Annotated in this window: 19 protein-coding genes; 7 read left to right on the plus strand and 12 right to left on the minus strand. The window is 60.8% G+C overall.

The window, feature by feature from the left end; all coding sequences use genetic code 11:
- Window positions 1-58 precede the first annotated feature (58 nt).
- The 4 genes from pqqC to AC1Q8Q_RS08360 are packed head-to-tail and all read left to right on the plus strand — an operon-like array spanning window position 59 to window position 4019.
- Window positions 59-811 (plus strand): pyrroloquinoline-quinone synthase PqqC, encoded by a 753-nt coding sequence (gene pqqC / locus AC1Q8Q_RS08345; protein WP_033043061.1) that lies wholly within the window; start codon window positions 59-61, stop codon window positions 809-811.
- Window positions 808-1083, plus strand: a complete 276-nt coding sequence (gene pqqD, locus AC1Q8Q_RS08350; protein WP_168757662.1) for a pyrroloquinoline quinone biosynthesis peptide chaperone PqqD — start codon at window positions 808-810, stop codon at window positions 1081-1083. The genes pqqC and pqqD overlap by 4 nt, the downstream gene beginning before the upstream one ends.
- Window positions 1055-2227: a pyrroloquinoline quinone biosynthesis protein PqqE gene (gene pqqE, locus AC1Q8Q_RS08355; protein ID WP_492614965.1), complete on the plus strand. Its 1173-nt coding sequence runs from the start codon at window positions 1055-1057 to the stop codon at window positions 2225-2227. Before pqqD ends, pqqE begins: the two co-directional genes overlap by 29 nt.
- Window positions 2193-4019, plus strand: a complete 1827-nt coding sequence (locus tag AC1Q8Q_RS08360) for a S9 family peptidase (RefSeq protein ID WP_492614966.1) — start codon at window positions 2193-2195, stop codon at window positions 4017-4019. The genes pqqE and AC1Q8Q_RS08360 overlap by 35 nt, the downstream gene beginning before the upstream one ends.
- Before the next feature lie 24 nt (window positions 4020-4043).
- Here AC1Q8Q_RS08360 and AC1Q8Q_RS08365 read toward each other — a convergent pair whose 3' ends face one another.
- Together AC1Q8Q_RS08365 and AC1Q8Q_RS08370 are read right to left on the minus strand one after the other, a co-directional pair.
- Entirely contained in the window at window positions 4044-4202 is a 159-nt protein-coding gene (locus AC1Q8Q_RS08365) for a YqaE/Pmp3 family membrane protein (protein ID WP_003228885.1), read from the minus strand.
- A 216-nt stretch (window positions 4203-4418) separates the two neighbouring features.
- Entirely contained in the window at window positions 4419-5702 is a 1284-nt protein-coding gene (locus tag AC1Q8Q_RS08370) for an aspartate aminotransferase family protein (RefSeq protein WP_083349828.1), read from the minus strand.
- A gap of 169 nt (window positions 5703-5871) precedes the next feature.
- Here AC1Q8Q_RS08370 and AC1Q8Q_RS08375 point away from each other — a divergent pair, with 169 nt between their 5' ends.
- Complete coding sequence (locus AC1Q8Q_RS08375) at window positions 5872-6801, plus strand: LysR family transcriptional regulator (RefSeq protein ID WP_020796023.1); 930 nt, start codon at window positions 5872-5874, stop codon at window positions 6799-6801.
- A 227-nt stretch (window positions 6802-7028) separates the two neighbouring features.
- Here AC1Q8Q_RS08375 and AC1Q8Q_RS08380 read toward each other — a convergent pair whose 3' ends face one another.
- The 10 genes from AC1Q8Q_RS08380 to bioB form a co-directional block, all read right to left on the minus strand.
- Window positions 7029-8807: an acyl-CoA dehydrogenase C-terminal domain-containing protein gene (locus AC1Q8Q_RS08380; protein WP_020796024.1), complete on the minus strand. Its 1779-nt coding sequence runs from the start codon at window positions 8805-8807 to the stop codon at window positions 7029-7031.
- 265 nt (window positions 8808-9072) lie between these two features.
- Window positions 9073-10869, minus strand: a complete 1797-nt coding sequence (locus AC1Q8Q_RS08385; RefSeq protein WP_168759043.1) for an acyl-CoA dehydrogenase C-terminal domain-containing protein — start codon at window positions 10867-10869, stop codon at window positions 9073-9075.
- Between the two features lie 87 nt (window positions 10870-10956).
- On the minus strand, window positions 10957-12249 hold the full coding sequence (locus AC1Q8Q_RS08390) for a GGDEF domain-containing protein (RefSeq protein WP_168759044.1): 1293 nt from the start codon (window positions 12247-12249) through the stop codon (window positions 10957-10959).
- 240 nt (window positions 12250-12489) lie between these two features.
- Window positions 12490-14295: a phenylacyl-CoA dehydrogenase gene (locus tag AC1Q8Q_RS08395; RefSeq protein WP_020796028.1), complete on the minus strand. Its 1806-nt coding sequence runs from the start codon at window positions 14293-14295 to the stop codon at window positions 12490-12492.
- Window positions 14296-14547: 252 nt separating this feature from the next.
- Window positions 14548-14844, minus strand: coding sequence for a hypothetical protein (locus AC1Q8Q_RS08400; protein WP_020796029.1), 297 nt, complete (start codon window positions 14842-14844; stop codon window positions 14548-14550).
- Between the two features lie 107 nt (window positions 14845-14951).
- The gene (gene bioD / locus AC1Q8Q_RS08405; protein WP_492614967.1) at window positions 14952-15632 is read right to left on the minus strand and encodes a dethiobiotin synthase; all 681 of its coding nucleotides are present in this window, start codon (window positions 15630-15632) and stop codon (window positions 14952-14954) included.
- A complete protein-coding gene (gene bioC / locus AC1Q8Q_RS08410) occupies window positions 15629-16441 on the minus strand; it encodes a malonyl-ACP O-methyltransferase BioC (protein ID WP_020796031.1) in 813 nt (270 codons plus the stop codon). The genes bioD and bioC overlap by 4 nt, the downstream gene beginning before the upstream one ends.
- Window positions 16434-17165, minus strand: coding sequence for an alpha/beta fold hydrolase (locus AC1Q8Q_RS08415; protein WP_020796032.1), 732 nt, complete (start codon window positions 17163-17165; stop codon window positions 16434-16436). Before AC1Q8Q_RS08415 ends, bioC begins: the two co-directional genes overlap by 8 nt.
- Window positions 17158-18336, minus strand: a complete 1179-nt coding sequence (gene bioF / locus AC1Q8Q_RS08420) for an 8-amino-7-oxononanoate synthase (protein ID WP_168759046.1) — start codon at window positions 18334-18336, stop codon at window positions 17158-17160. Before bioF ends, AC1Q8Q_RS08415 begins: the two co-directional genes overlap by 8 nt.
- Window positions 18337-18483: 147 nt before the next feature.
- Window positions 18484-19539: a biotin synthase BioB gene (gene bioB / locus AC1Q8Q_RS08425; protein WP_020796035.1), complete on the minus strand. Its 1056-nt coding sequence runs from the start codon at window positions 19537-19539 to the stop codon at window positions 18484-18486.
- Window positions 19540-19633: 94 nt separating this feature from the next.
- Here bioB and AC1Q8Q_RS08430 point away from each other — a divergent pair, with 94 nt between their 5' ends.
- Entirely contained in the window at window positions 19634-20374 is a 741-nt protein-coding gene (locus AC1Q8Q_RS08430; protein WP_168759047.1) for a ComFC family protein, read from the plus strand.
- A gap of 62 nt (window positions 20375-20436) precedes the next feature.
- A complete protein-coding gene (locus AC1Q8Q_RS08435; protein ID WP_492614968.1) occupies window positions 20437-21201 on the plus strand; it encodes a TOBE domain-containing protein in 765 nt (254 codons plus the stop codon).
- Window positions 21202-21269 lie beyond the last annotated feature (68 nt).

Raw genomic sequence — 21269 nt, forward strand, 5'->3', positions numbered from 1 at the left:
CTCGCGAAGAGGCCGGTAATAACGCCTCATTTCTACGGCTGTTCGTTGGAGAACCGCAATGACCGACACCCCCATGTCCCCCGCCGAATTCGAAGCCGCCCTGCGCGCCAAGGGCGCCTACTACCACATCCACCACCCCTACCACGTGGCGATGTACGAAGGCAGGGCCACCCGCGAGCAGATCCAGGGCTGGGTCGCCAACCGCTTTTACTATCAGGTGAACATCCCCCTGAAGGACGCGGCCATCCTGGCCAATTGCCCGGACCGCGAGGTCCGTCGCGAATGGATTCAACGCCTGCTCGACCATGACGGCGCCCCCGGCGAAGACGGCGGTATCGAAGCCTGGCTGCGCCTGGGCCAGGCCGTCGGTCTCGACCCGGACCAATTGCGTTCACAGGAACTGGTGCTGCCCGGCGTGCGTTTTGCTGTCGACGCCTACGTCAACTTCGCTCGTCGCGCCCGTTGGCAGGAAGCGGCCAGCAGCTCGCTGACCGAGCTGTTCGCCCCGCAGATCCACCAATCGCGCCTGGACAGCTGGCCGCAGCACTACCCGTGGATCGACCCCACCGGCTACGCGTATTTCCGCACGCGCCTGGGCCAGGCGCGGCGCGATGTCGAGCACGGCCTGGCCATCACCCTCGAGCACTACACGACCCGGGAAGGCCAGGAACGCATGCTGGAAATTCTCCAGTTCAAACTGGACATTCTTTGGAGCATGCTCGATGCCATGAGCATGGCCTATGAGTTGAACCGCCCGCCCTACCATACGGTGACGAGTGAACGGGTCTGGCACAAAGGAATCCCCCTATGAGTTTCGATCGCAGCAAGACCCCGACCTGGCGTCCTGGCTACCGTTTCCAGTACGAACCGGCACAGAAAGGCCACGTGCTGCTGTACCCGGAAGGCATGATTAAACTCAATGAAAGCGCGGCGCTGATTGGCGGCTTGATCGATGGCGAGCGCAATGTCGCCGCGATTATCAAGGAACTCAACCAGCAGTTCCCCGATGTGCCTGAGCTCGGTGACGACATCGAGCAATTCATGGAGGTTGCCCGTGCGCAGCACTGGATCGAACTTGCCTGATTCATCCAGGCAAGTGCCGCCCAAGCCCGAGATCGGCCTGCCCCTTTGGTTGCTGGCCGAACTGACTTATCGCTGCCCGCTGCAATGCCCGTACTGCTCCAATCCGCTGGATTTTGCCGAACAAGGCCAGGAGCTCAGTACCGAGCAGTGGATCAAGGTGTTCCGCGAGGCCCGCGAGATGGGCGCGGCGCAGCTGGGCTTTTCCGGGGGTGAGCCGTTGGTGCGCCAGGACCTCGCCGAGCTGATTGCCGAAGCGCGCCAGCTGGGGTTCTACACCAACCTGATCACCTCCGGCATCGGCCTGACCGAGCAGAAAATCAGCGATTTCAAAAAGGCCGGTCTCGATCACATCCAGATCAGTTTCCAGGCCAGCGACGAGCAGGTGAACAACCTGCTGGCGGGCTCGAAAAAAGCCTTCGCGCAAAAGCTGGAAATGGCCCGCGCCGTGAAAGCCCATGGCTACCCGATGGTGCTGAACTTCGTCACCCATCGGCACAACATCGACAAGATCGACCGCATCATCGAGCTGTGCATTGCCCTGGAGGCCGACTTCGTCGAACTCGCCACCTGCCAGTTCTACGGCTGGGCACAACTCAACCGGGTGGGGCTGCTGCCGACCCGGGAACAGCTTGTTCGTGCGGAGCGCATTACCAACGAATACCGCGCCAAACTGGAAGCCGAAGGGCATCCCTGCAAGTTGATTTTCGTCACCCCGGACTACTACGAAGAACGCCCGAAAGCCTGCATGAACGGCTGGGGCAGTATCTTCCTGACGGTCACACCGGACGGCACCGCCCTGCCCTGTCATGGCGCCCGACAGCTGCCGGTGCAGTTTCCCAACGTGCGCGAGCACAGCATGCAGCACATCTGGTACGACTCGTTCGGCTTCAACCGCTTTCGCGGTTACGACTGGATGCCCGAGCCATGCCGCTCCTGCGACGAGAAAGAAAAGGACTTCGGCGGCTGTCGCTGCCAGGCCTTCATGCTCACGGGGGATGCGCGCAACGCCGACCCGGTGTGCAGCAAGTCGCCTCATCACGGCGTGATCCTAAAGGCCCGCGAAGAGGCCGAGCACGCGACCCAGACCATTGAACAACTGGCCTTTCGCAATGAACGAAACTCACGCCTCATCGCCAAAAGCTGAACCCTTCAGCGCCGCCAACGCCGTCGCGGCCGGCATCGATTTTGCCGAGCTGCAGGTCGGCGCCCATGGTTTGTTCTGGAACGAATACCGCCCGGAGGATGCCGCGTGTCGGATCTGGCACTGGCGTGATGGTGTGGCCAGCTGCCTGACGCCACCCCCGTTCAGTGTGCGCAGTCGAGTGTATGAATATGGCGGTGGCGCGTTTTGCCTGACCGACGACGGCGTGGTGTTCGTCAATGAGGCGGATCAGCAGCTTTATCGCCAATCACTGCAAGGCGAGACGCCAGAGGTGCTGACCTCAGGTGTGTGTCGATATGGTGATCTGCAGTTCGCCAATGGCCAGGTACTGGCGGTAGAGGAAAACCGCAATGTACACCGCCTGGTGGCGATCGACCTGGTGGATGGCGCGCGGCATTTGTTGGCCGAAGGCGCGGACTTTTACGCCGCACCGACCTTGAGTCCCGATGCGCAACGACTGGCCTGGATTGAGTGGAGTCGCCCGGATCAACCCTGGACCGCGACCCGTTTGATGGTCGCCCGACGCCAGGCCGATGGCGGCTTCGCTGCCCCTTGCTGCGTGGCCGGCGACCAGGCGCAGGAATCGCTGCAACAACCTCGTTTCGATGCTGACAGTCGCTTGTTCTGCCTGACCGATCGCGGTGGTTTCTGGCAGCCCTGGATGGAATCGGCCGATGGCCTGACACCATTGCCCAGCACCGCCGCCGACCACGGCCCGGCACCCTGGCAACTGGGTGGTTGTACCTGGTTACCGCTAAGCGAAGGTACTTATCTGGCCAGCTGGACGGAAGGCGGTTTTGGCCGATTGGGGCTTTGCGGTACTTCGTGCAAAGACTTTACCGGCGATTACAGCCGCTTTCGCCATCTTGCCGTGGATGATCAATTCATCTACTGCATCGCTGCGTCCCCCGTCAGCTCAGCGGCGGTGATCGCCATCGATCGCCAGACCCACCAAGTGAAAGTCCTCGCCGGCGGTATTGCACCGCTGCCCGCCGAGCAAATCAGTCGCCCGCAAACGCTGCACTACCCAAGCGGTTCGGGTGAAGCCTACGGGTTCTTCTACCCGGCGATGAACGGCGACGCCAAGCCGCCATTGGTGGTGTTCATCCATGGCGGCCCAACCTCGGCGTGCTACCCGATGCTCGATCCGCGCATCCAGTACTGGGCGCAACGAGGTTTTGCCGTGGCCGATCTCAACTATCGCGGCAGCAGCGGATACGGCCGGGACTATCGCCAGGCCCTGCATTTGCGCTGGGGCGAAGTCGATGTCGAAGACGCTTGCGCGGTGGTCAGCCATCTCGCCGAACGTGGCTTGATCGATGGCCAGCGAGCTTTCATTCGCGGTGGCAGCGCCGGTGGCTATACGGCGCTGTGCGCGTTGGCGTTCCACCAGGTGTTTCGTGCCGGTGCCAGTCTTTATGGGGTCAGCGACCCTGTGGCGCTGGGCCGGGCGACGCACAAATTCGAGGGTGACTACCTGGACTGGCTGATCGGTGACCCACAACAGGATGCCGAACGCTACGCCGCACGCACGCCGTTATTGCATGCCAGCAACATTCGCGTGCCGGTGATCTTCTTTCAAGGTGAGCTGGATGCCGTGGTAGTACCTCAGCAAACCCGCGACATGGTCGAGGCCCTGCAGAACAACGGTATCCTGGTCGAAGCCCATTACTACGCGGACGAACGTCACGGCTTCCGCAAAGCCGGCAACCAGGCGCATGCGCTGGAGCAGGAATGGTTGTTCTATCGGCGGGTGATGGCGCTCACAAATTGAGAGCGCCACACAGGGAGAAACGCCTCACCGCTTGGCGATGATGTACACCGCATGCACGATCCCGGGAATGTAACCGCACAGCGTCAGCAGAATATTCAGCCAGAACGCTCCACCGAACCCCACTTGCAGAAATACACCCAGTGGTGGCAACAGAATGGCGATGATGATGCGGATAAAGTCCATGGACATAGCTCCTGATTGAAGTGGGCTCACGCGAGCCCATACCCTATCGACCTGTACCGTTGGTCAGGGTTCAGCCCGGCTGTTCAGGCCAATGTACCCAGGCCATGTTTCTGAACGATGCAACCGCCATAAAAAACGCCCCACGCCAAAAGAATCAGGCGTGGGGCGTGCGTTATACCGCGAGACGGTTCGGGAATTCGTGCAGCAAGTGTCCGCTCAGACGGCAATCCCTTTACGGCATTGCAGCTGTGCGGTGCGTACGCGGGAGAAGGCACGGGCCAGGCGCAGCAGCATTTCATCGATATTGGACTTGCTGACCGTCAGCGCCGGGGTAAATCGCAGGCAATCGGCTCGCGGCGCGTCCAGCAACAGCCCTTCGTACAACGCGGCCTTGACCACGGCGTCTGCCGAGTCGTCGGAAAGCGTCAACCCCCAGAGCAACCCTTGCCCGCGTAATTCGCCGTGTCCGTAACGATGGGACAAACGCTGCAGGCCTTCGCGCAGGTGCTGCGCCATTTCCCCGACATGCTCGAGAAAGCCTTTGTCCTGCACGCTATCGAGCACCGCCAGGCCGGCTGCAGTCAGCAGTGCGTTGCCATGATGGGTACCGCTCATTTCGCCGGTTTCCAGGCAGCAGGCCTTGCCCCGCGCCAGCAGCGCCGCCACCGGTACGCCACCGCCAAGCCCTTTGCCGAGCACGACGATATCGGCCCGCACACCGAAGGACTGTTCAGCCAGCAGGCTGCCACAGCGACCGACACCGGTTTGCACCTCGTCGAAGATCAGCAGGATGCCCAACTCGCGACACAGGCGCTCGACCCCCTTGAGGTAATGTGCGGTAGCCGCAATCACCCCAGCTTCACTCTGGATCGGCTCGAGCATGATCGCCACGGTCCGTTCATCCACCGCCGCATTCAGCGCCGCAAGGTCATTGAAGGGGACGCGACTGAACCCCGGAAGCTGCGGCTCGAAGCGGTTGACCAGGGTCGAACTGTCCGACGCCGAAATCGTCCCCAGGCTACGACCATGGCAAGCCTGATTGGCCACGATAATCCGCGAAGCCCCGCCGCGATGCCGTTGACCCCATTTGCGCGCCAGCTTGATCGCCGCCTCACAGGCCTCGCTGCCGCTGTTGAGCAGGTACGCCTGGTCGCTGCCGGTGATGGCACACAGGCGCTCGGCGAGCTTGAGCATGCCGCGGTTATGCAGGGCGAAACCGGGATTGATCAACGCTTGCGCCTGCGCAGTAATGGCGCTGACCAGTGCCTTGGGGCTGTGACCAAGGCTATTGGCACCGCTGCCCTGGGAGAAATCCAGATACGCACGGTCATCGCTGTCCCACAACCAGGAACCCTGGCCGCGGGCAAAAACCTGTTGGGGTCGATCGACACTGGGCATCAGGTACTCGCTGCAAAGATTGTCTGCGTTGGGGGCAGAGGAACTGTCCTCCAGCAAATCGTCGAGACTGGGCGCATGTCGGCGCAGGCTGAACAGATTCATAGGTGCAACCCTCGCAGAAGGTTTTTTGCGTTACCTATGCAAACGTCATCGAAGCGAAGGGAGTTCATCGCGTTCCGGGGCCCTGTAAGCCGTGTGAATACGGTTAGACTAGGCTCACCCAAGGCGATGAGCTATTTCGATTTCCCAGCATTTTCGATAAGAATTACTTATGGATTTCAAGCAACTGCGTTATTTCGTCGCGGTCTACGAAGAGGGCCATGTGGGCCGGGCTGCCGAGCGCCTGTCCATTTCACAGCCGGCGCTGTCTCAACAGATCCGCCACCTTGAACAAACCCTGGATGTGAGCCTGTTCGAACGCAGCAGCAAACGCCTATTGCCGACCCTTGCGGCCCATACGCTCTACAACCATGCCCTGCCCTTGCTCGATGGCCTGCAACGGGCACGTGAAGCACTGGGCAACTTCAAGGGGCATGCGCTGCGCACCCTGGCCATTGGCGTACTGCAAACCGTGCACACCAGCCTGGTGCCACAAATGCTCGAGCGGGTGCGCAAGGCGCAACCTCATCTGGTGGTGCAGATCTATGAACTGACGGGACTGGAAATCGAGCGACGCCTGCTCAATGGTTCGCTGGACATCGGCATCGGCTACTTGCCGCCTCGTCAGCCGGGTCTGCACGGAGTGCTGTTGTACGAAGACGAACTGACGCTGGTCATCCCGGCAGACCATCCATTGCGCGAATTCAAGAAAGTCTCCATGAGCCAGGCTGCCGAACTGCCGATGTTGCTGCTGGGCGAAGAGTTTCAGATACGGCAGATTTGGCAGGCGCAAATGGCCAGCCTGGGACGGCGTCCGCAAGTGCAGGCCGAGCTGAACAACATGGCCGGCATACTCGACAGCCTGCCGCACACACGACTGGCGACGGTGCTGCCCGGACGCTCGCAGAAGACCCATGGCAACCAGCAATTGTTGTGGAAACCCCTGAGCGAACCGCGGGTGCCGCTGAAAGTCGGGTTGGTCTGTCGCGATGTGCAACGGCAACAGGCATCGCTGGCCTTGCTGCGCACATTGCTGGAAGAGGTGATCAATCGGCCGGATGAACGCTTGAACAGCCCGCCGGCACTGGATGGCCTGAGCTGAACACTTTTCTCGAGGCAAAAGAAAACCCCGCCGAAGCGGGGCTTTGCAGACTGTTTCCCTGACATCCATTTCACTCCGCCGTCCTGGCAGAATCCTACGTGTCCGTGTTGTTGCTTTGCGCTTCCTGCGCTACGTCCATAAGCAGTAGATTAGCTGTGGATCCAATTTACGACTATGGGAGAACAGCAGCACGTCATGTAAGAGAATGCTTACATCAGGTTACAAACTCAGAATTGCCCGGCCTCCAACAGGAACAGCGATTCGCTACCGGCCTTCACCGACGCGTTCAGCGAGTGAATACGCGGTAGCAAACGGGCGAAATAGAAGCGCGCGGTGCCCAGCTTGCTGGCGTAGAAATCGTCCTGCGTTTCCTTGCCGAGAGCCGCCTTGGCCATCAAGGCCCACATGTAGGCATAGGCTACGTAGCCAAATACTTGCAGGTACTCGACCGACGCCGCGCCGATTTCATTCGGGTTGTTTTTCGCCCGGTCCAGCAGCCATGCCGTCAGCTCGTCGAGCGTCGTCACCGCATCGTTGAGCGGCTTGGTGAACTCCGCCAGGTCAGCACTGGCCGTTGCGGTGAAGTGACGAATCTCGTCGGCAAACAGATTGTAGAACGCCCCGCCGCTGCCGACAATCTTGCGTCCCACCAGGTCCAGCGCCTGGATACCGTTGGTGCCTTCGTAGATCTGGGTGATGCGCACGTCGCGCACCAATTGCTCCTGGCCCCACTCACGGATGTAACCGTGGCCGCCGAATACCTGCTGGCCGTGAACCGTGGTTTCCAGGCCCAGATCGGTGAGGAACGCCTTGGCCACCGGGGTCAGCAAGGCCACCAGGTCTTCCGCGCGCTTGCGGGTGGTGGCGTCTTCGCTGAACTTGGCGGTGTCCAATTGCATGGCGACGTAGGTCGAGAAAGCGCGGCCACCTTCGTTCGCGGCTTTCATGGTCAGCAACATGCGACGCACGTCCGGGTGGACGATGATCGGGTCAGCGACTTTGTCTTTGTTCTGCGCGCCGGTTGGCGAACGGCTCTGCAGACGATCACGAGCGTACTCGACAGCGTTCTGGTAGGAGCGCTCGCCGGTGGCCAGGCCCTGGATGCCGACGCCCAGGCGCTCGTAGTTCATCATGGTGAACATTGCCGCCAAGCCCTTGTTCGGCTCGCCGACCAGGTAACCCACGGCTTCATCGAAGTTCATCACACAGGTCGCAGAGGCCTGGATGCCCATCTTGTGTTCGATCGAGCCGCAGTTGGCCGGGTTGCGCGCGCCCAGGCTGCCATCGGCATTGACCATGAACTTGGGCACCAGGAACAGCGAAATCCCTTTAGGTCCAGCCGGCGCATCGGGCAGTTTGGCCAGCACCAGGTGGATGATGTTTTCGGTCAGGTCGTGTTCGCCGCCGGTGATGAAGATCTTGGTGCCGCTGACCTTGTAGGAACCGTCGGCCTGAGGCTCGGCCTTGGTGCGGATGATCCCCAGGTCGGTGCCGGCGTGCGGTTCGGTCAGACACATGGAACCCGCCCAGACGCCGGCGTACATGTTCGGCAGGTAGGCGGCCTTCAGTTCTTCACTGGCGTGGGCGTTGATCGACAGGCAAGCGCCGGCGGTCAGCATCGGGTACAGACCGAACGACAGGCTGGCCGAGTTGACCATTTCCTCGACCTGGGCCGAAACGGCCTTGGGCATGCCCATGCCGCCGTAGGCCGGATCTCCACCTACACCGACCCAACCACCTTCAGCGTAGGTTTGGTAAGCCTGTGGGAAACCCGCCGGCGTGGTGACAGCACCGTCCGCCCAGTGACAACCTTCCTCGTCAGCCGCACGGCTCAGGGGCGCAACGCTTTTACTGGTGACCTTGCCGGCTTCTTCGAGAATGGCTTCGACCGTTTCAGCATCAATGGAATCGGCCAATGCTGGCAGCTCGGCCCAGAGGTTGGCGACCTCGAACACCTCATTGAGGACGAAGCGCATATCGCGCAGGGGCGCTTTGTAGTCAGCCATGGCAAACCTCGCAAATCTAAACAGATGGCTCGTAGGAAAGATGCTTTTCTTTGGGTCCGAGTGTAACCCAACAACTTTTGCGACACATAGGGTCAGCACATGACTGTTTTGTAATTTTTAGTCATCGGTGAAATGTAGAGGGGAAACGCAAGAATTGTAGGAGCGAGCCTGCTCGCGATAAACCTGAGGACGCCTCGGGGCACCTGGCTTCCAACGTTATCGGTAACGACCATCGCGAGCATGCTCGCTCCTACAGAAAAGCCCATCAGAGCGCAAACAACTCCGCCGGTAACTGCATCAGGCAATCACTCCCCGCTTCGATCGCCGCCCGATGAGCGTCGGTACGCGGCAACAGGCGCTTGAAGTAAAACTCACTGGTCGCCAGTTTGGCCCGGCAGAAATCCGCGTCGCCGCTGCCAGCATCAAGCTGCGCCTGCGCCACCAACGCCATGCGCAACCACAAGTAGCCGAGGATGATGTAACCGCTGTACATCAGGTAATCCACCGATGCGGCGCCGACTTCATCCGGGTTTTTCATCGCCGCCATGCCGACCTTGGTCGTCAACTCGCCCCATTGCTGATTCAGCGCATCGAGCTGCGCCACATAGTTGCCCAACTGTGGATGCGCGACGTTGGCCGCGCAAAACTTGTGGACGATTTTAGTGAAGCCGCGCAACAGCTTGCCCTGGCTGCCGAGCACTTTGCGCCCGAGCAGGTCCAGCGCCTGGATGCCATTGGTGCCCTCATAGATCGGCGCGATCCGGCAGTCGCGAACCAGCTGTTCCATACCCCATTCACGAATGAATCCGTGGCCGCCGAATACCTGCATGCCATGGTTGGTCACTTCCAGCCCGGTTTCAGTCATGAAGGCTTTGCAGATCGGCGTCAGGAAGGCCAGCAGGTCTTCGGCATCCTGGCGCGCCGTTGCATCCGCGCTCAGGTGCGCTACGTCGAGCAACTGTGCAGTGAAATAAGTCAGTGCCCGATTGCCTTCGTTGAAGGCTTTCATGGTCAGCAACATCCGACGTACATCCGGATGCACGATGATAGGGTCGGCAGCTTTATCCGGGGCTTTCGGGCCTGTCAATGCGCGCATCTGCAAACGGTCGTTGGCGTACTTGATCGCGCCCTGGAAACTCGCTTCGCCCAGGCACAAACCCTGCATGCCCGTGCCCAGTCGCGCGTGGTTCATCATGGTGAACATGCAGTTGAGGCCCTTGTTCGCTTCCCCGATCAAAAAGCCCTTGGCCCCGTCGAAATTCAGCACGCAGGTGGCCGAGGCCTTGATCCCCATCTTGTGCTCGATGGCGCCGCAGGAAACCCCATTGCGCTCGCCCGCTTCGCCCTCGGTATCGGGCAGGAACTTGGGCACGATAAACAGCGAAATACCCTTGGTCCCGGCCGGCGCATCCGGCAGTTTCGCCAGTACCAGATGAATGATGTTGGCGCTCATGTCGTGCTCGCCGGCGGAGATGAAAATCTTGCTGCCGGTGATCGTATAACTGCCGTCGGCTGCAGGCACGGCGCGGGTCTTGATGATGCCCAGGTCGGTGCCGCAATGGGCTTCGGTCAGGCACATGGTGCCGGTCCATTGGCCGGCGGTGAGTTTGCTCAGGTAGGTTTGTTTCTGTTCTTCAGTGCCATGGGCGTGGATCGCCGACATGGCGCCGTGGGTCAGGCCTGGGTACATGCCCCACGACGTGTTGCTCGAACCCACCATCTCGCTGATGACCAGCCCCAGCGAGCCGGGCAGCCCCTGACCGCCATACGCCGGATCAGCCGCCAGGCCATGCCAGCCACCTTCGACGTATTGGGCGAAAGCCTGCTTGAAACCTGCAGGCGTCGTGACCACACCGTTGTCGAAATGGCAGCCCTCTTCGTCGCCGCTACGGTTGAGAGGCGACAGCACGTTTTCACAAAACCTGGCACCCTCTTCGAGGATCGCACTGACCATGTCCGGACTGGCCTCGGTGGCGCCGAGCGCTGCGTAGTTGCTGTGGAAATCGAAGACGTGGTCAATCAGGAAGCGCATGTCGCGCAGGGGAGCCTTGTAGGCGGGCATGGTCGTTTCTCCGGCAGTAGATGACTCAAACCTACTGCCGCCGCCCCGCCCTTCACAATGACAGTCCAGACGCTGAATGCGCCGTCATCACTCAACCGCAGCAGCGTCCATGCGCACGGCGCCACGGCGGTTCTGACCGAACGCCATCACGCAGTTGCGTCCGGCGCCCTTGGCGCTGTAAAGCGCCTGGTCGGCGGACTTGAGCACTTTCTCGGGCGTGCGTTGTTCCACCCGTTCGGCAACGCCGATGCTGACAGTCACCGACACACTCGAGGCACTGGCGCCGGCGCGACGCTGGCGGCCCTGATTGTCATCCTGTGGACGGCTGTCCTGATTGCGCAGATGAATGTTGTAGGTGGCAATGGATTCGCGAATGACCTCCAGGTGCGGCATGCACTCCTCGAGGGTCTTGCCGGCAAACACCAGGGCGAACTCCTCTCCACCATAACGATAGGCCTTACCGCCTCCGCCGATTTTCGACAGTTTGCTGGCGACCAGTCGCAGCACCTGGTCACCGACGTCATGGCCGTGGGTGTCATTGAATTTCTTGAAGTGGTCGACGTCACTCATGGCCAACACATAGTTGCGCCCCAGGCGCTGCATGCGCTCATTCAACGCGCGGCGCCCGGGCAGGCCGGTGAGTTCGTCACGGAAGGCCATTTGATAGGCCTCATGAGCAACGGCGGCCGCGATCATCAGCATCACCTGGCTGCACATGATGTTCAGGGTGAAGGGCAGGATGAAGGTTTTCGGCAACATCCAGAACAGCCCGAGCAACCCCACCAGCTGTGCCGCATGCAGCGGTCTTGGGTGACGCCAGTACTGGTAGGCCAGCAGCGCGAACGATGCGATGAACACGGGATAGGACAGCTGGATCAGGCTCATCCAGGCGCCGTGCAAGGCAGGCCAGCGAATCTGCGACAGCCACCCCAGCAAGGCCTGTGGGTAACTTTGTTCCAGTGCCAATGCGACGCTACCGACGGCCAGTAAAACGGCGAAACGGGCGACCATGTCCTGGAACAGATGCGTACGCTCCTGCCACGCGGCGAATACGCCGAACAGCAATGGCAACAGCAGGCAACACAAATGAAAGACCACTGCGGCGTCGTCCCGCACCTTGCCATTGTCACGGTAGTAATCGGTCTGGGTGTCGAGCAGGAAGTAGGCGATGTACACCGTGGCCATCAGAAACAGCTCGCGCTGGCGTCGGTAAACCGCACAGTAGGCACCGCCGAGCAACAACACCAAGGTTGGAAGCACCTGGAACAACGACGTGAAGAACACGTTCAGGTCCTTGATGTAGGCAGCCGCGAGTCCCGCCAGTAACAGCACTGACGACGGCAAAAAATGACCCACACGGACAGCGGATGAACGCGGCAAAGGTAAAGCTCCGACCCGTCATTTCGATTGATGGCAATGTGCCAACAACTGTAACGGCACCGATCTCGACTTGCTGAGTCAATTACCAAGAAATTTTTAAGACAGCGTCTGCGGCTTGCCGGGTGGTGCAGCGTTGCATCGCGAGCAGGCTCGCTCCTACAAAGAGCATCAACCAACAGGCAAAAAAAAAACCGCTGCCCCCGAAGGAGCAGCGGTTTTCTTGAAGTACCGCGTTAAGGCTTAGTAGCCCAGCGCGAAGTCCTCTTCCTTCATGTCCATCAGGTTGTTGGCGCCCGACAGCATGGTTGCAACGTGAGTGCGGGTGCGCGGCAGGATACGCTGGAAGTAGAAGCGCGCCGTCTGCAGCTTGGCGGTGTAGAACGCCTCGTCAGAAGTGCCGGCAGCCAGTTTCTCGGCGGCCAGGCGTGCCATGTCAGCCCAGAAGTAGGCCAGGCAGGCGTAACCCGAGTACATCAGGTAGTCCACCGAGGCCGCGCCGACTTCTTCGCGGTCTTTCATGGCAGCCATACCGACCTTCATGGTCAGCTCGCCCCACTCCTTGTTCAATGCAGCCAGCGGTGTGACGAACTCTTTGACAGCTTCGTTGCCTTCGTTGGTCTGGCAGAACTTGTGCACGATCTTGGTGAAGCCCTTGAGGGCCTCGCCTTGAGTCATCAGCACTTTACGGCCCAGCAGGTCGAGTGCCTGGATGCCGGTGGTGCCTTCGTACAGCATCGAAATACGGCTGTCGCGAACGTTCTGCTCCATGCCCCACTCGGCGATGAAGCCATGGCCACCGTAGATTTGCACGCCGTGGTTAGCCGATTCGAAACCGACTTCGGTCATGAAGGCCTTGGCGATCGGAGTCATGAACGCCAGCAGCGCATCGGCCTTCTTCTTCTCTTCCTCGTCCACGCCGTACTTGACGATGTCGACTTGCTTGGCGGTGAAGTAGACCATCGCACGGTTGCCTTCGGCGAATGCCTTCATGGTCAACAGCATGCGACGTACATCCGGGTGCACGATGATCGGGTCAGCGGCTTTTTCCGGCGCTTTCGGGCCAGTCAGCGAGCGCATTTGCAGACGATCACGAGCGTATTTCAGGCCACCCTGGAAACCGATTTCGGCGTGGGCCAGGCCTTGCAGCGCGGTACCCAGACGTGCGGTGTTCATGAAGGTGAACATGCAGTTCAGGCCTTTGTTCGCCGGGCCGATCAGGAAACCGGTGGCCGCGTCGAAGTTCATCACGCAGGTGGCGTTACCGTGGATGCCCATCTTGTGTTCCAGGGAGCCACAGGACACGGCGTTACGCGCACCGATCGAACCATCGGCGTTTGGCAGGAACTTTGGCACGATGAACAGCGAAATGCCTTTGGTGCCAGCCGGCGCATCGGGCAGGCGGGCCAGCACGATATGAACGATGTTGTCGGCCATGTCGTGTTCACCGGCCGAGATGAAGATCTTGGTGCCGGAGACTTTGTAGGAACCGTCGGCCTGAGGTTCAGCCTTGGTGCGCAACATGCCCAGGTCGGTGCCGCAGTGCGGTTCGGTCAGGCACATGGTGCCGGTCCATTCACCGGAAACCAGCTTGGTCAGGTATGCCTCTTGTTGCTCAGGCGTGCCGTGCTCGGAAATGGTGTTCATCGCGCCGTGGGACAGGCCCGGGTACATGCCCCACGACCAGTTGGCTTCGCCAACCATTTCGCTGACTGCCAGACCCAGAGACTCCGGCAGGCCTTGGCCACCGTGCTCAACGTCGTGGGCCAGGCTTGGCCAGCCGCCTTCGACGAATTGCTTGTAGGCCTCTTTGAAGCCAGTCGGGGTTTTAACGCCGGACTCGCTCCAGGTGCAGCCTTCGGTGTCGCCCACGCGGTTCAGCGGAGCCAGTACCTGCTCACAAAACTTGGCGCCTTCTTCGAGAATGGCGTCAACCATGTCCGGAGTTGCGTCTGCACAAGCCGGAAGGCTCTGATAGTGCGCTTCGTAGCCGAGCAGTTCGTCACGAACGAAGCGAATATCACGCAAGGGGGCCTTGTAGTCAGGCATAGCGATAAACCTCTGCTGATGTAACCGGGAATGAGCGACCGTTGTCGAAACGATCAAACAGTTGTTTGAAACATACGTTTACGCCCAAATCTTGTCAAGCACCGATCTTTTGCCATTCGTCATCCAACCAATAAACAGCGCGCACGCGAGCCTGACGCTATTGCACGAGCAGCGCGCAGCGCGAGAAAAGAAGATGGGTACAGGAACTCACGCTGAAAGCGTACCGCCAGACGGTGCGCTTTCAGCGTGAGTTCAGGCGTAGGTGTCGATCAAGGTGCCGAGCATTTCATCGGAAGCCTTGGCGACTTTGGCGCCCAACTCCACCTGAAACCGGCCTTCGGCCATTTCGATTTCATGGCTCACGAGGTCCGACTGCCGACTACGGTCGACCGAACGCAGGCGATCGACCTGAGCCTCGGAGGACTGGCTGCTCACCGAACGCTCGATCGTCGCGTTGGCGATTTTTCCGGCGGCTTGATCAATACGGTCTTGCCCCGCCTGAACAGTGCTCAGGCCGGCATAGAAAGCGGTATTTCCCGAGATTTCCATGGAAGTGCTCGTCCTTGCAAAGAGTCATCAGTGTTCATTGAAGCAGACATACCGAGAAATCGCCCGTCAAAAACACTAATGGCACAGTGCCGCACCATAGCCAACATCTAGTCCAGGAGGTCGAGTTGCAGGTGCTCCGCGACTGCTTCGGCCGTGACCACCTTGAGCTTCGGCACCCGCCCCAGGCAGGGCGCTGGCAAGCGTTCAGCGAGGGTCGCTAGATTTTCTTCAAGGCGCGAAGTCTTCGGATCGATGATGTTCGCCACCCATCCCGCCAGCTGCAAACCGTCCCGGGCAATCGCTTCGGCCGTCAGCAACGCGTGGTTGATGCAGCCCAAGCGTACGCCGACCACCAGGATGACCGGCAGACCCAGCGCCATCGCCAGGTCCGACAGGTTGTCCTGGTCGGCCAATGGCACGCGCCAGCCTCCAGCCCCCTCGACCAGGGTGAAGTCGGCCTGCATGTCGAGTATGTGCTGCATCGGAGTCAGCAGCGATTGCACGGTTAACGCGATGCCGGCCTCACTCGCGGCCAGGTGCGGCGCAATCGCCGGCTCCAGCGCCACCGGATTGACCTGGGTGTAGGTCAAGGGCAGCGAGCACTCCGCCAGTAACGCCAGCGCGTCAGCATTGCGCAGCCCCTTGGGCGTCACCGAACAACCAGAGGCCACCGGCTTGCCTGCTGCCGTGCTTAACCCGGCTGATCGCGCGGCATACAACAGACCGGCGGCGATCGTGGTTTTCCCGACATCGGTGTCCGTACCGGTGATGAAATACGCGGAGCTCATAAGGGTTTCTCCAAAACGGCGTACACCACTTGATAAGTCGCCGGCAGGCCTTGGGCCTGACGAAACTGCTCGTAAGCCTCGACCAGGCCGAGAATCCGCGCCCGACCGGTCAAGCCGCCCGGACGCCCAGGGTTGAGGTTGTGCGCCCCCAAGGCCTTGAGCTCATGGGTCAGGCTGCGCACGTCCGGGTAATGCAGCACATGTGCCTGGTTTTCCAGGCTGATTGCGCGCAAGCCGCTGGCCGCACACAGCTGTTGATAAACGTTGAACTCGCGGAAGCGGTTGACGTGCACCATGCCATCCACCTGACGCCAGCTGTCACGCAACTCGAACAACGTGCCTACACAGAGACTAGCAAATGCAAAGACACCGCCCGGCTTGAGCACCCGATGCGCTTCGCTGAGCACCGACGCGAAGTCCGCGCACCACTGCACGGCCAGGCTGGAGAAAATCAGGTCGCACGTCGCATCGCGCAATGGCATCCGCTCGGCGTCGCCGGCGATGAAGTGCGCGGCGCCGCCCAACGGTCGGGCGTGATTGAGCATGCCTTCGGCGATGTCCAGCGCCACGCCCTGGCCGTCGGGAAACCGCTCGCCCAGCGCACGACTGAAATAACCGGTGCCGCACCCGAGATCGAGCCAGCGCCGGGGTACGAACGCCTGCGGCAAACGGTGCAACAACTGGCCACCGACATCACGTTGCAACTCGGCCACGCTGTCGTAGCTTGCCGCGGCACGGGAAAACGACGCGGCTACCTGGCGCTTGTCGGGCAAACCACCGGGCAACTTCGGAAAGGATAAATCAGTCATCGCCGCACTCATGCAAAAAGGCCTGGATCGCCCCCGCGACACCGTGGGGATTTTCCAGGAGAAACGCGTGGCCGGCCTGTTCGATCAGACCGATTTCGACATCGGGTAGCAACGCCAGCAAGGCCTCGGCGGCTTCGGCCGGCACCAGCCCGTCGAGGCCGGCAAACAGATGCAATTGCGGACCGCGGAATGTCTGCAGGGCTTGGCGAGTGTCCATCTGCGCGAGCAATTCCAGGCCACTCAATAGCACTGCCGCCGTTGAGTGCGGCGCCCCTGCGAGCAACAGGCGAGACAAGCCGCGCGGGTCTTCGGCACCTTGGGCGCAGAGCAATGAAAAACGCTTCAAGGTCATGCGTGGATCGGCAGCGCAGCCTGCCAGAAAGGCATCGAACGTTTCGCCAGGCATTGCGTTTGGCCATTGGTCGTGGCTGACAAAAGAAGGATTGCTCGCCAAGGTCAGCAGACCACAGCAACGGTCGCCACGGCGCGCCGCCAACTCGGACGCGAGCATGCCACCCAGTGACCAGCCGCCGAGCCAGGCGTCCTGCGGCACGCTGGCGTCGAGTTCATCGAGCCAATGTTCAAGATTGCTCGAATCCAGCTCGGGCAGCGGCTCGATTTCGACCCGCATGTGTTCGTCCAGGCCCTGCAGGGCAGCGCCCAATGGTTGCAGCGGCGAAATTCCGAGGCCCCAACCGGGCAACAGAATCAATCGATCACGCATGGCCAGGCTCCGCTCCCAGTCGTTGATAACAATCGGCCAGTCCCTCCAACAATAGCTGCACTTGCGCCTCGCTATGGGCGGCAGTCAGGGTTACGCGCAGTCGGGCACTGCCGGTCGGCACGGTTGGCGGACGGATCGCACTCACCATCAAGCCGCGTTCGCGCAGCATCTGCGACAAGCGCACCGCGCGCCCGGCGTCACCAATCATGATCGGCTGGATCGGCGTGAAACTGTCCATCAGCTCCAGGCCGATTTGCTCGGCGCCCTGCCGGAACTGGCGGATCAGCGTCTGCAAATGCTCGCGGCGCCAATGCTCGCTGCGCAGCAGTTCCAGGCTTTTGAGGGTCGCACAGGCCAGGGCCGGTGGTTGGCTGGTGGTGTAAATGTAGGGGCGAGCGAACTGGATCAGGCTCTCGATCAACTCTTCGCTGCCGGCTACGAAAGCCCCCGCCGTTCCGAACGCCTTGCCGAGCGTGCCGACCAGTACCGGCACGTCGTCCTGGCTCAGGCCGAAATGTTCGACGCTCCCGCCGCCATTGGCGCCCAGCGGGCCGAAACCGTGCGCATCATCGACCATCAGCCATGCACCTTTGGCCTTGGCTTCTCGCGCCAGCGCTGGCAGATCGGCGATGTCACCGTCCATGCTGAAGACGCCGTCAGTCACGACCAGCGTATTGCCGGTGGCTTTCTCAAGACGATTGGCCAGACTCGCCGCATCGTTGTGCAAGTAGCGATTGAAACGTGCCCCTGACAAGAGGCCCGCATCGAGCAACGAAGCATGATTGAGCCGGTCTTCGAGCACCGTATCGCCCTGCCCCACCAACGCCGTGACCGCCCCGAGATTGGCCATGTAGCCCGTGGTGAACAGCAGGGCGCGCGGACGACCGGTGAGGTCGGCCAAGGCTTCTTCCAAGGCATGATGCGGACCGCTGTGGCCGATGACCAGATGCGACGCCCCACCCCCCACGCCCCACTTGGCAGCCCCTGCGCGCCAGGCTTCGATCACTTGGGGGTGACTGGCCAGGCCCAGGTAGTCGTTGTTGCAGAACGCCAGCAATGGCTGACCGTCGACCACCACTTGCGGCCCTTGCGGGCTTTCGAGCAACGGACGTTGGCGGTAGAGGTTTTCGGCACGACGGGCAGCCAGGCGTGCGGCGAGATCGAAAGACATGCAGGCCTCGACTATCAAATGACACATCTCCACTGTGGGAGCGAGCCTGCTCGCGAAGAGGCCTTCACATTCAACATAAGTGTCGACTGTTACATAGCTTTCGCGAGCAGGCTCGCTCCCACAGGGTTTTGCCTTCCTTCAGAAGGATCAAACAGCCGCGTTATAGAACTGCTCGCTGCTCTTTTGCTCCACCAGCGCCTGTTCAATGGCGGCCTGGTGCACTTCGTCGGCGTGTTCTTCGCGGGCTTCCGGCAAAATCCCCAAGCGCCCGAACAGTTGCATGTCCTTGTCGGCCTGCGGGTTGGCGGTGGTCAGCAGTTTTTCGCCGTAGAAAATCGAGTTGGCACCGGCAAAGAACGCCAGTGCCTGCATCTGCTCGTTCATGGCTTCGCGGCCAGCGGACAGGCGCACGTGGGATTTGGGCATGAGGATCCGCGCGACGGCGAGCATGCGGATGAAGTCGAACGGGTCGACGTCGTCGGCATTCTCCAAGGGCGTGCCGGCGACTTTCACCAACATGTTGATCGGCACCGACTCCGGGTGCTCCGGCAGGTTGGCCAGCTGGATCAGCAGGTTGGCACGGTCATCGAGGGACTCGCCCATGCCAAGGATGCCACCGGAGCAGATCTTCATCCCCGATTCACGGACGTAGGCCAGGGTTTGCAGGCGCTCGCTGTAAGTGCGGGTGGTGATGATGCTGCCGTAGAACTCAGGCGAGGTGTCGAGGTTGTGGTTGTAGTAGTCAAGGCCAGCCTTGGCCAGCGCTTCGGTCTGGTCTTGATCGAGGCGACCGAGGGTCATGCAGGTTTCCAGGCCAAGGGCCTTGACGCCTTCGACCATCTTCAGCACATACGGCATGTCTTTGGCCGACGGGTGCTTCCACGCCGCGCCCATGCAGAAACGGGTCGACCCGATGGCCTTGGCCCGCGCGGCCTCTTCGAGGACCTTCTGCACTTCCATCAGCTTTTCTTTTTCCAGGCCGGTGTTGTAGTGACCCGACTGCGGACAATATTTGCAATCTTCCGGGCAAGCACCGGTCTTGATCGACAGCAAGGTCGATACCTGGACGCGGTTAGCGTCGAAATGCGCGCGGTGCACCGTCTGCGCCTGGAACAACAGGTCATTGAATGGCTGAACGAAGAGTGCTTTGACTTCGGCCAAAGACCAGTCATGACGCAAAGTTGCAGAGGTGCTGGCGCTCATGGGCGTTTCCTTTGTTTTATGCTTTGGCAGGCGACCGGGAAATGGAATTTCCACCGGCGCATCACAGGTGTTTCGGCATATTTAAGGAAGAGTCATGCGCTGTCAACCACGATACGATAGGCCGGTTTACATCTGGTTAAAAAATAACCACTACTGTTTACTGTGTGATGAAGTAGCCGATGGCACCACGCCCGTTTGCATGGCTTGCGAAACCGAGTTGCCATGGCTCGGCGATCATTGCCAGCGCTGCGCAGTGCCCTTGCCCGCTGCGGGCATGACGTGCGGCCAATGCCTCATGCAGCCACCGGCCTTCGAGCGAGTGGTCGCGCCCTGGACTTACAACTTCCCGATCGACAGCCTGATTACTCGCTTCAAGCACAGCGCGAAATGGCCGTATGGCCATCTGCTCGGCGACCTTCTCGCTCAATCACTGCAACATCGCTTCAACGATGACCTGCCGCGTCCCGATGTGCTGGTACCCGTGCCGATGTCTACCCGGCGCCTGCGCCAACGCGGCTTCAATCAGGCTGCCATGCTGGCGCGCTGGCTCAGCGAACGCCTCGACGTGCCTATTGATGAACGATTGCTATTGAGGCCTCAAGACACCAACGCCCAGCAAGACCTGAACGCCGAGGCACGCAAACGCAACCTGCACCACGCCTTCGCCATGGCAAGCGACGCATCAGTGAAGGGTCGCCACCTGGCGCTGGTGGACGACGTTCTGACCACCGGTGCCACGGCGCAGGCACTGGCCCTGCTGCTGCTGGACGCAGGCGCCATACGGGTCGACGTCTATTGCCTGGCGCGCACCCCCAAACCTGGCGAGTCGCCGTGACTTGACTCCCGGGTCCCGAGCCGCCAACGTCCTCACCACCGTCATAGCCAAAGCGTCTTGCCATGTCCTTGCCTACGTTGTTGTCCCAGCACATTGTCCGTCGCCCGCAACGCATTGCCTTGCTGCAACACATCGCCGAGCAGGGATCGATCACCCGCGCGGCGAAAAGCGCGGGCCTGAGCTACAAGGCCGCTTGGGATGCTATCGATGAGCTGAACAACCTGGCGCAGAAACCGCTGGTGGAACGCAGTGTCGGCGGCAAAGGAGGGGGTGGCGCCAAACTGTCAGCTGAAGGCGAGCGTGTGCTGCGCCTCTATCAAAAGCTGCAGGCGCTGCAAGCCCAGGTACTGGAAGCCGCTGAAGACGCAAGCGACCTTGACCTGCTCGGTCGCCTGATGCTCAGGACCAGCGCACGCAACCAGTTGCATGGAAAAGTCGCGGCCATTGAAACCCAGGGCCATAACGATCGGGTTCGCCTTGAGCTGCCCGAAGGCCTGAGTATCGCGGCGCAGATCACCCACGACAGTACCGTGCGCCTGGACCTGCAAACCGGCACTGAAGTTGTCGCCCTGATCAAGGCCGGTTGGCTCGATCTGCTGGGCGGCCGCGACGAGGCAACACCCGGTCACAATTGCCTCGAAGGTGTCATCGAGGAAATCCTCGACGCCGAAGACGGCCCCTGCGAAGTGCGAATCAGTTTGCCTAATGGCCAGACGCTCTGTGCTCTGGACGAACCCCGGCATTTGCAATCACGCAAGCTGACCCGCGGAACATCGGTACGCGCGCAGTTCTCTCCCTCCAATGTATTGCTCGGCACTCCGTTGTAGGAGCTGCCGCAGGCTGCGATCTTTTGACTTTGCTTTTCAAGATCAAGATCAAAAGATCGCAGCCTGCG

Source organism: Pseudomonas sp. GW823-FHT06B06 (assembly GCF_058795195.1).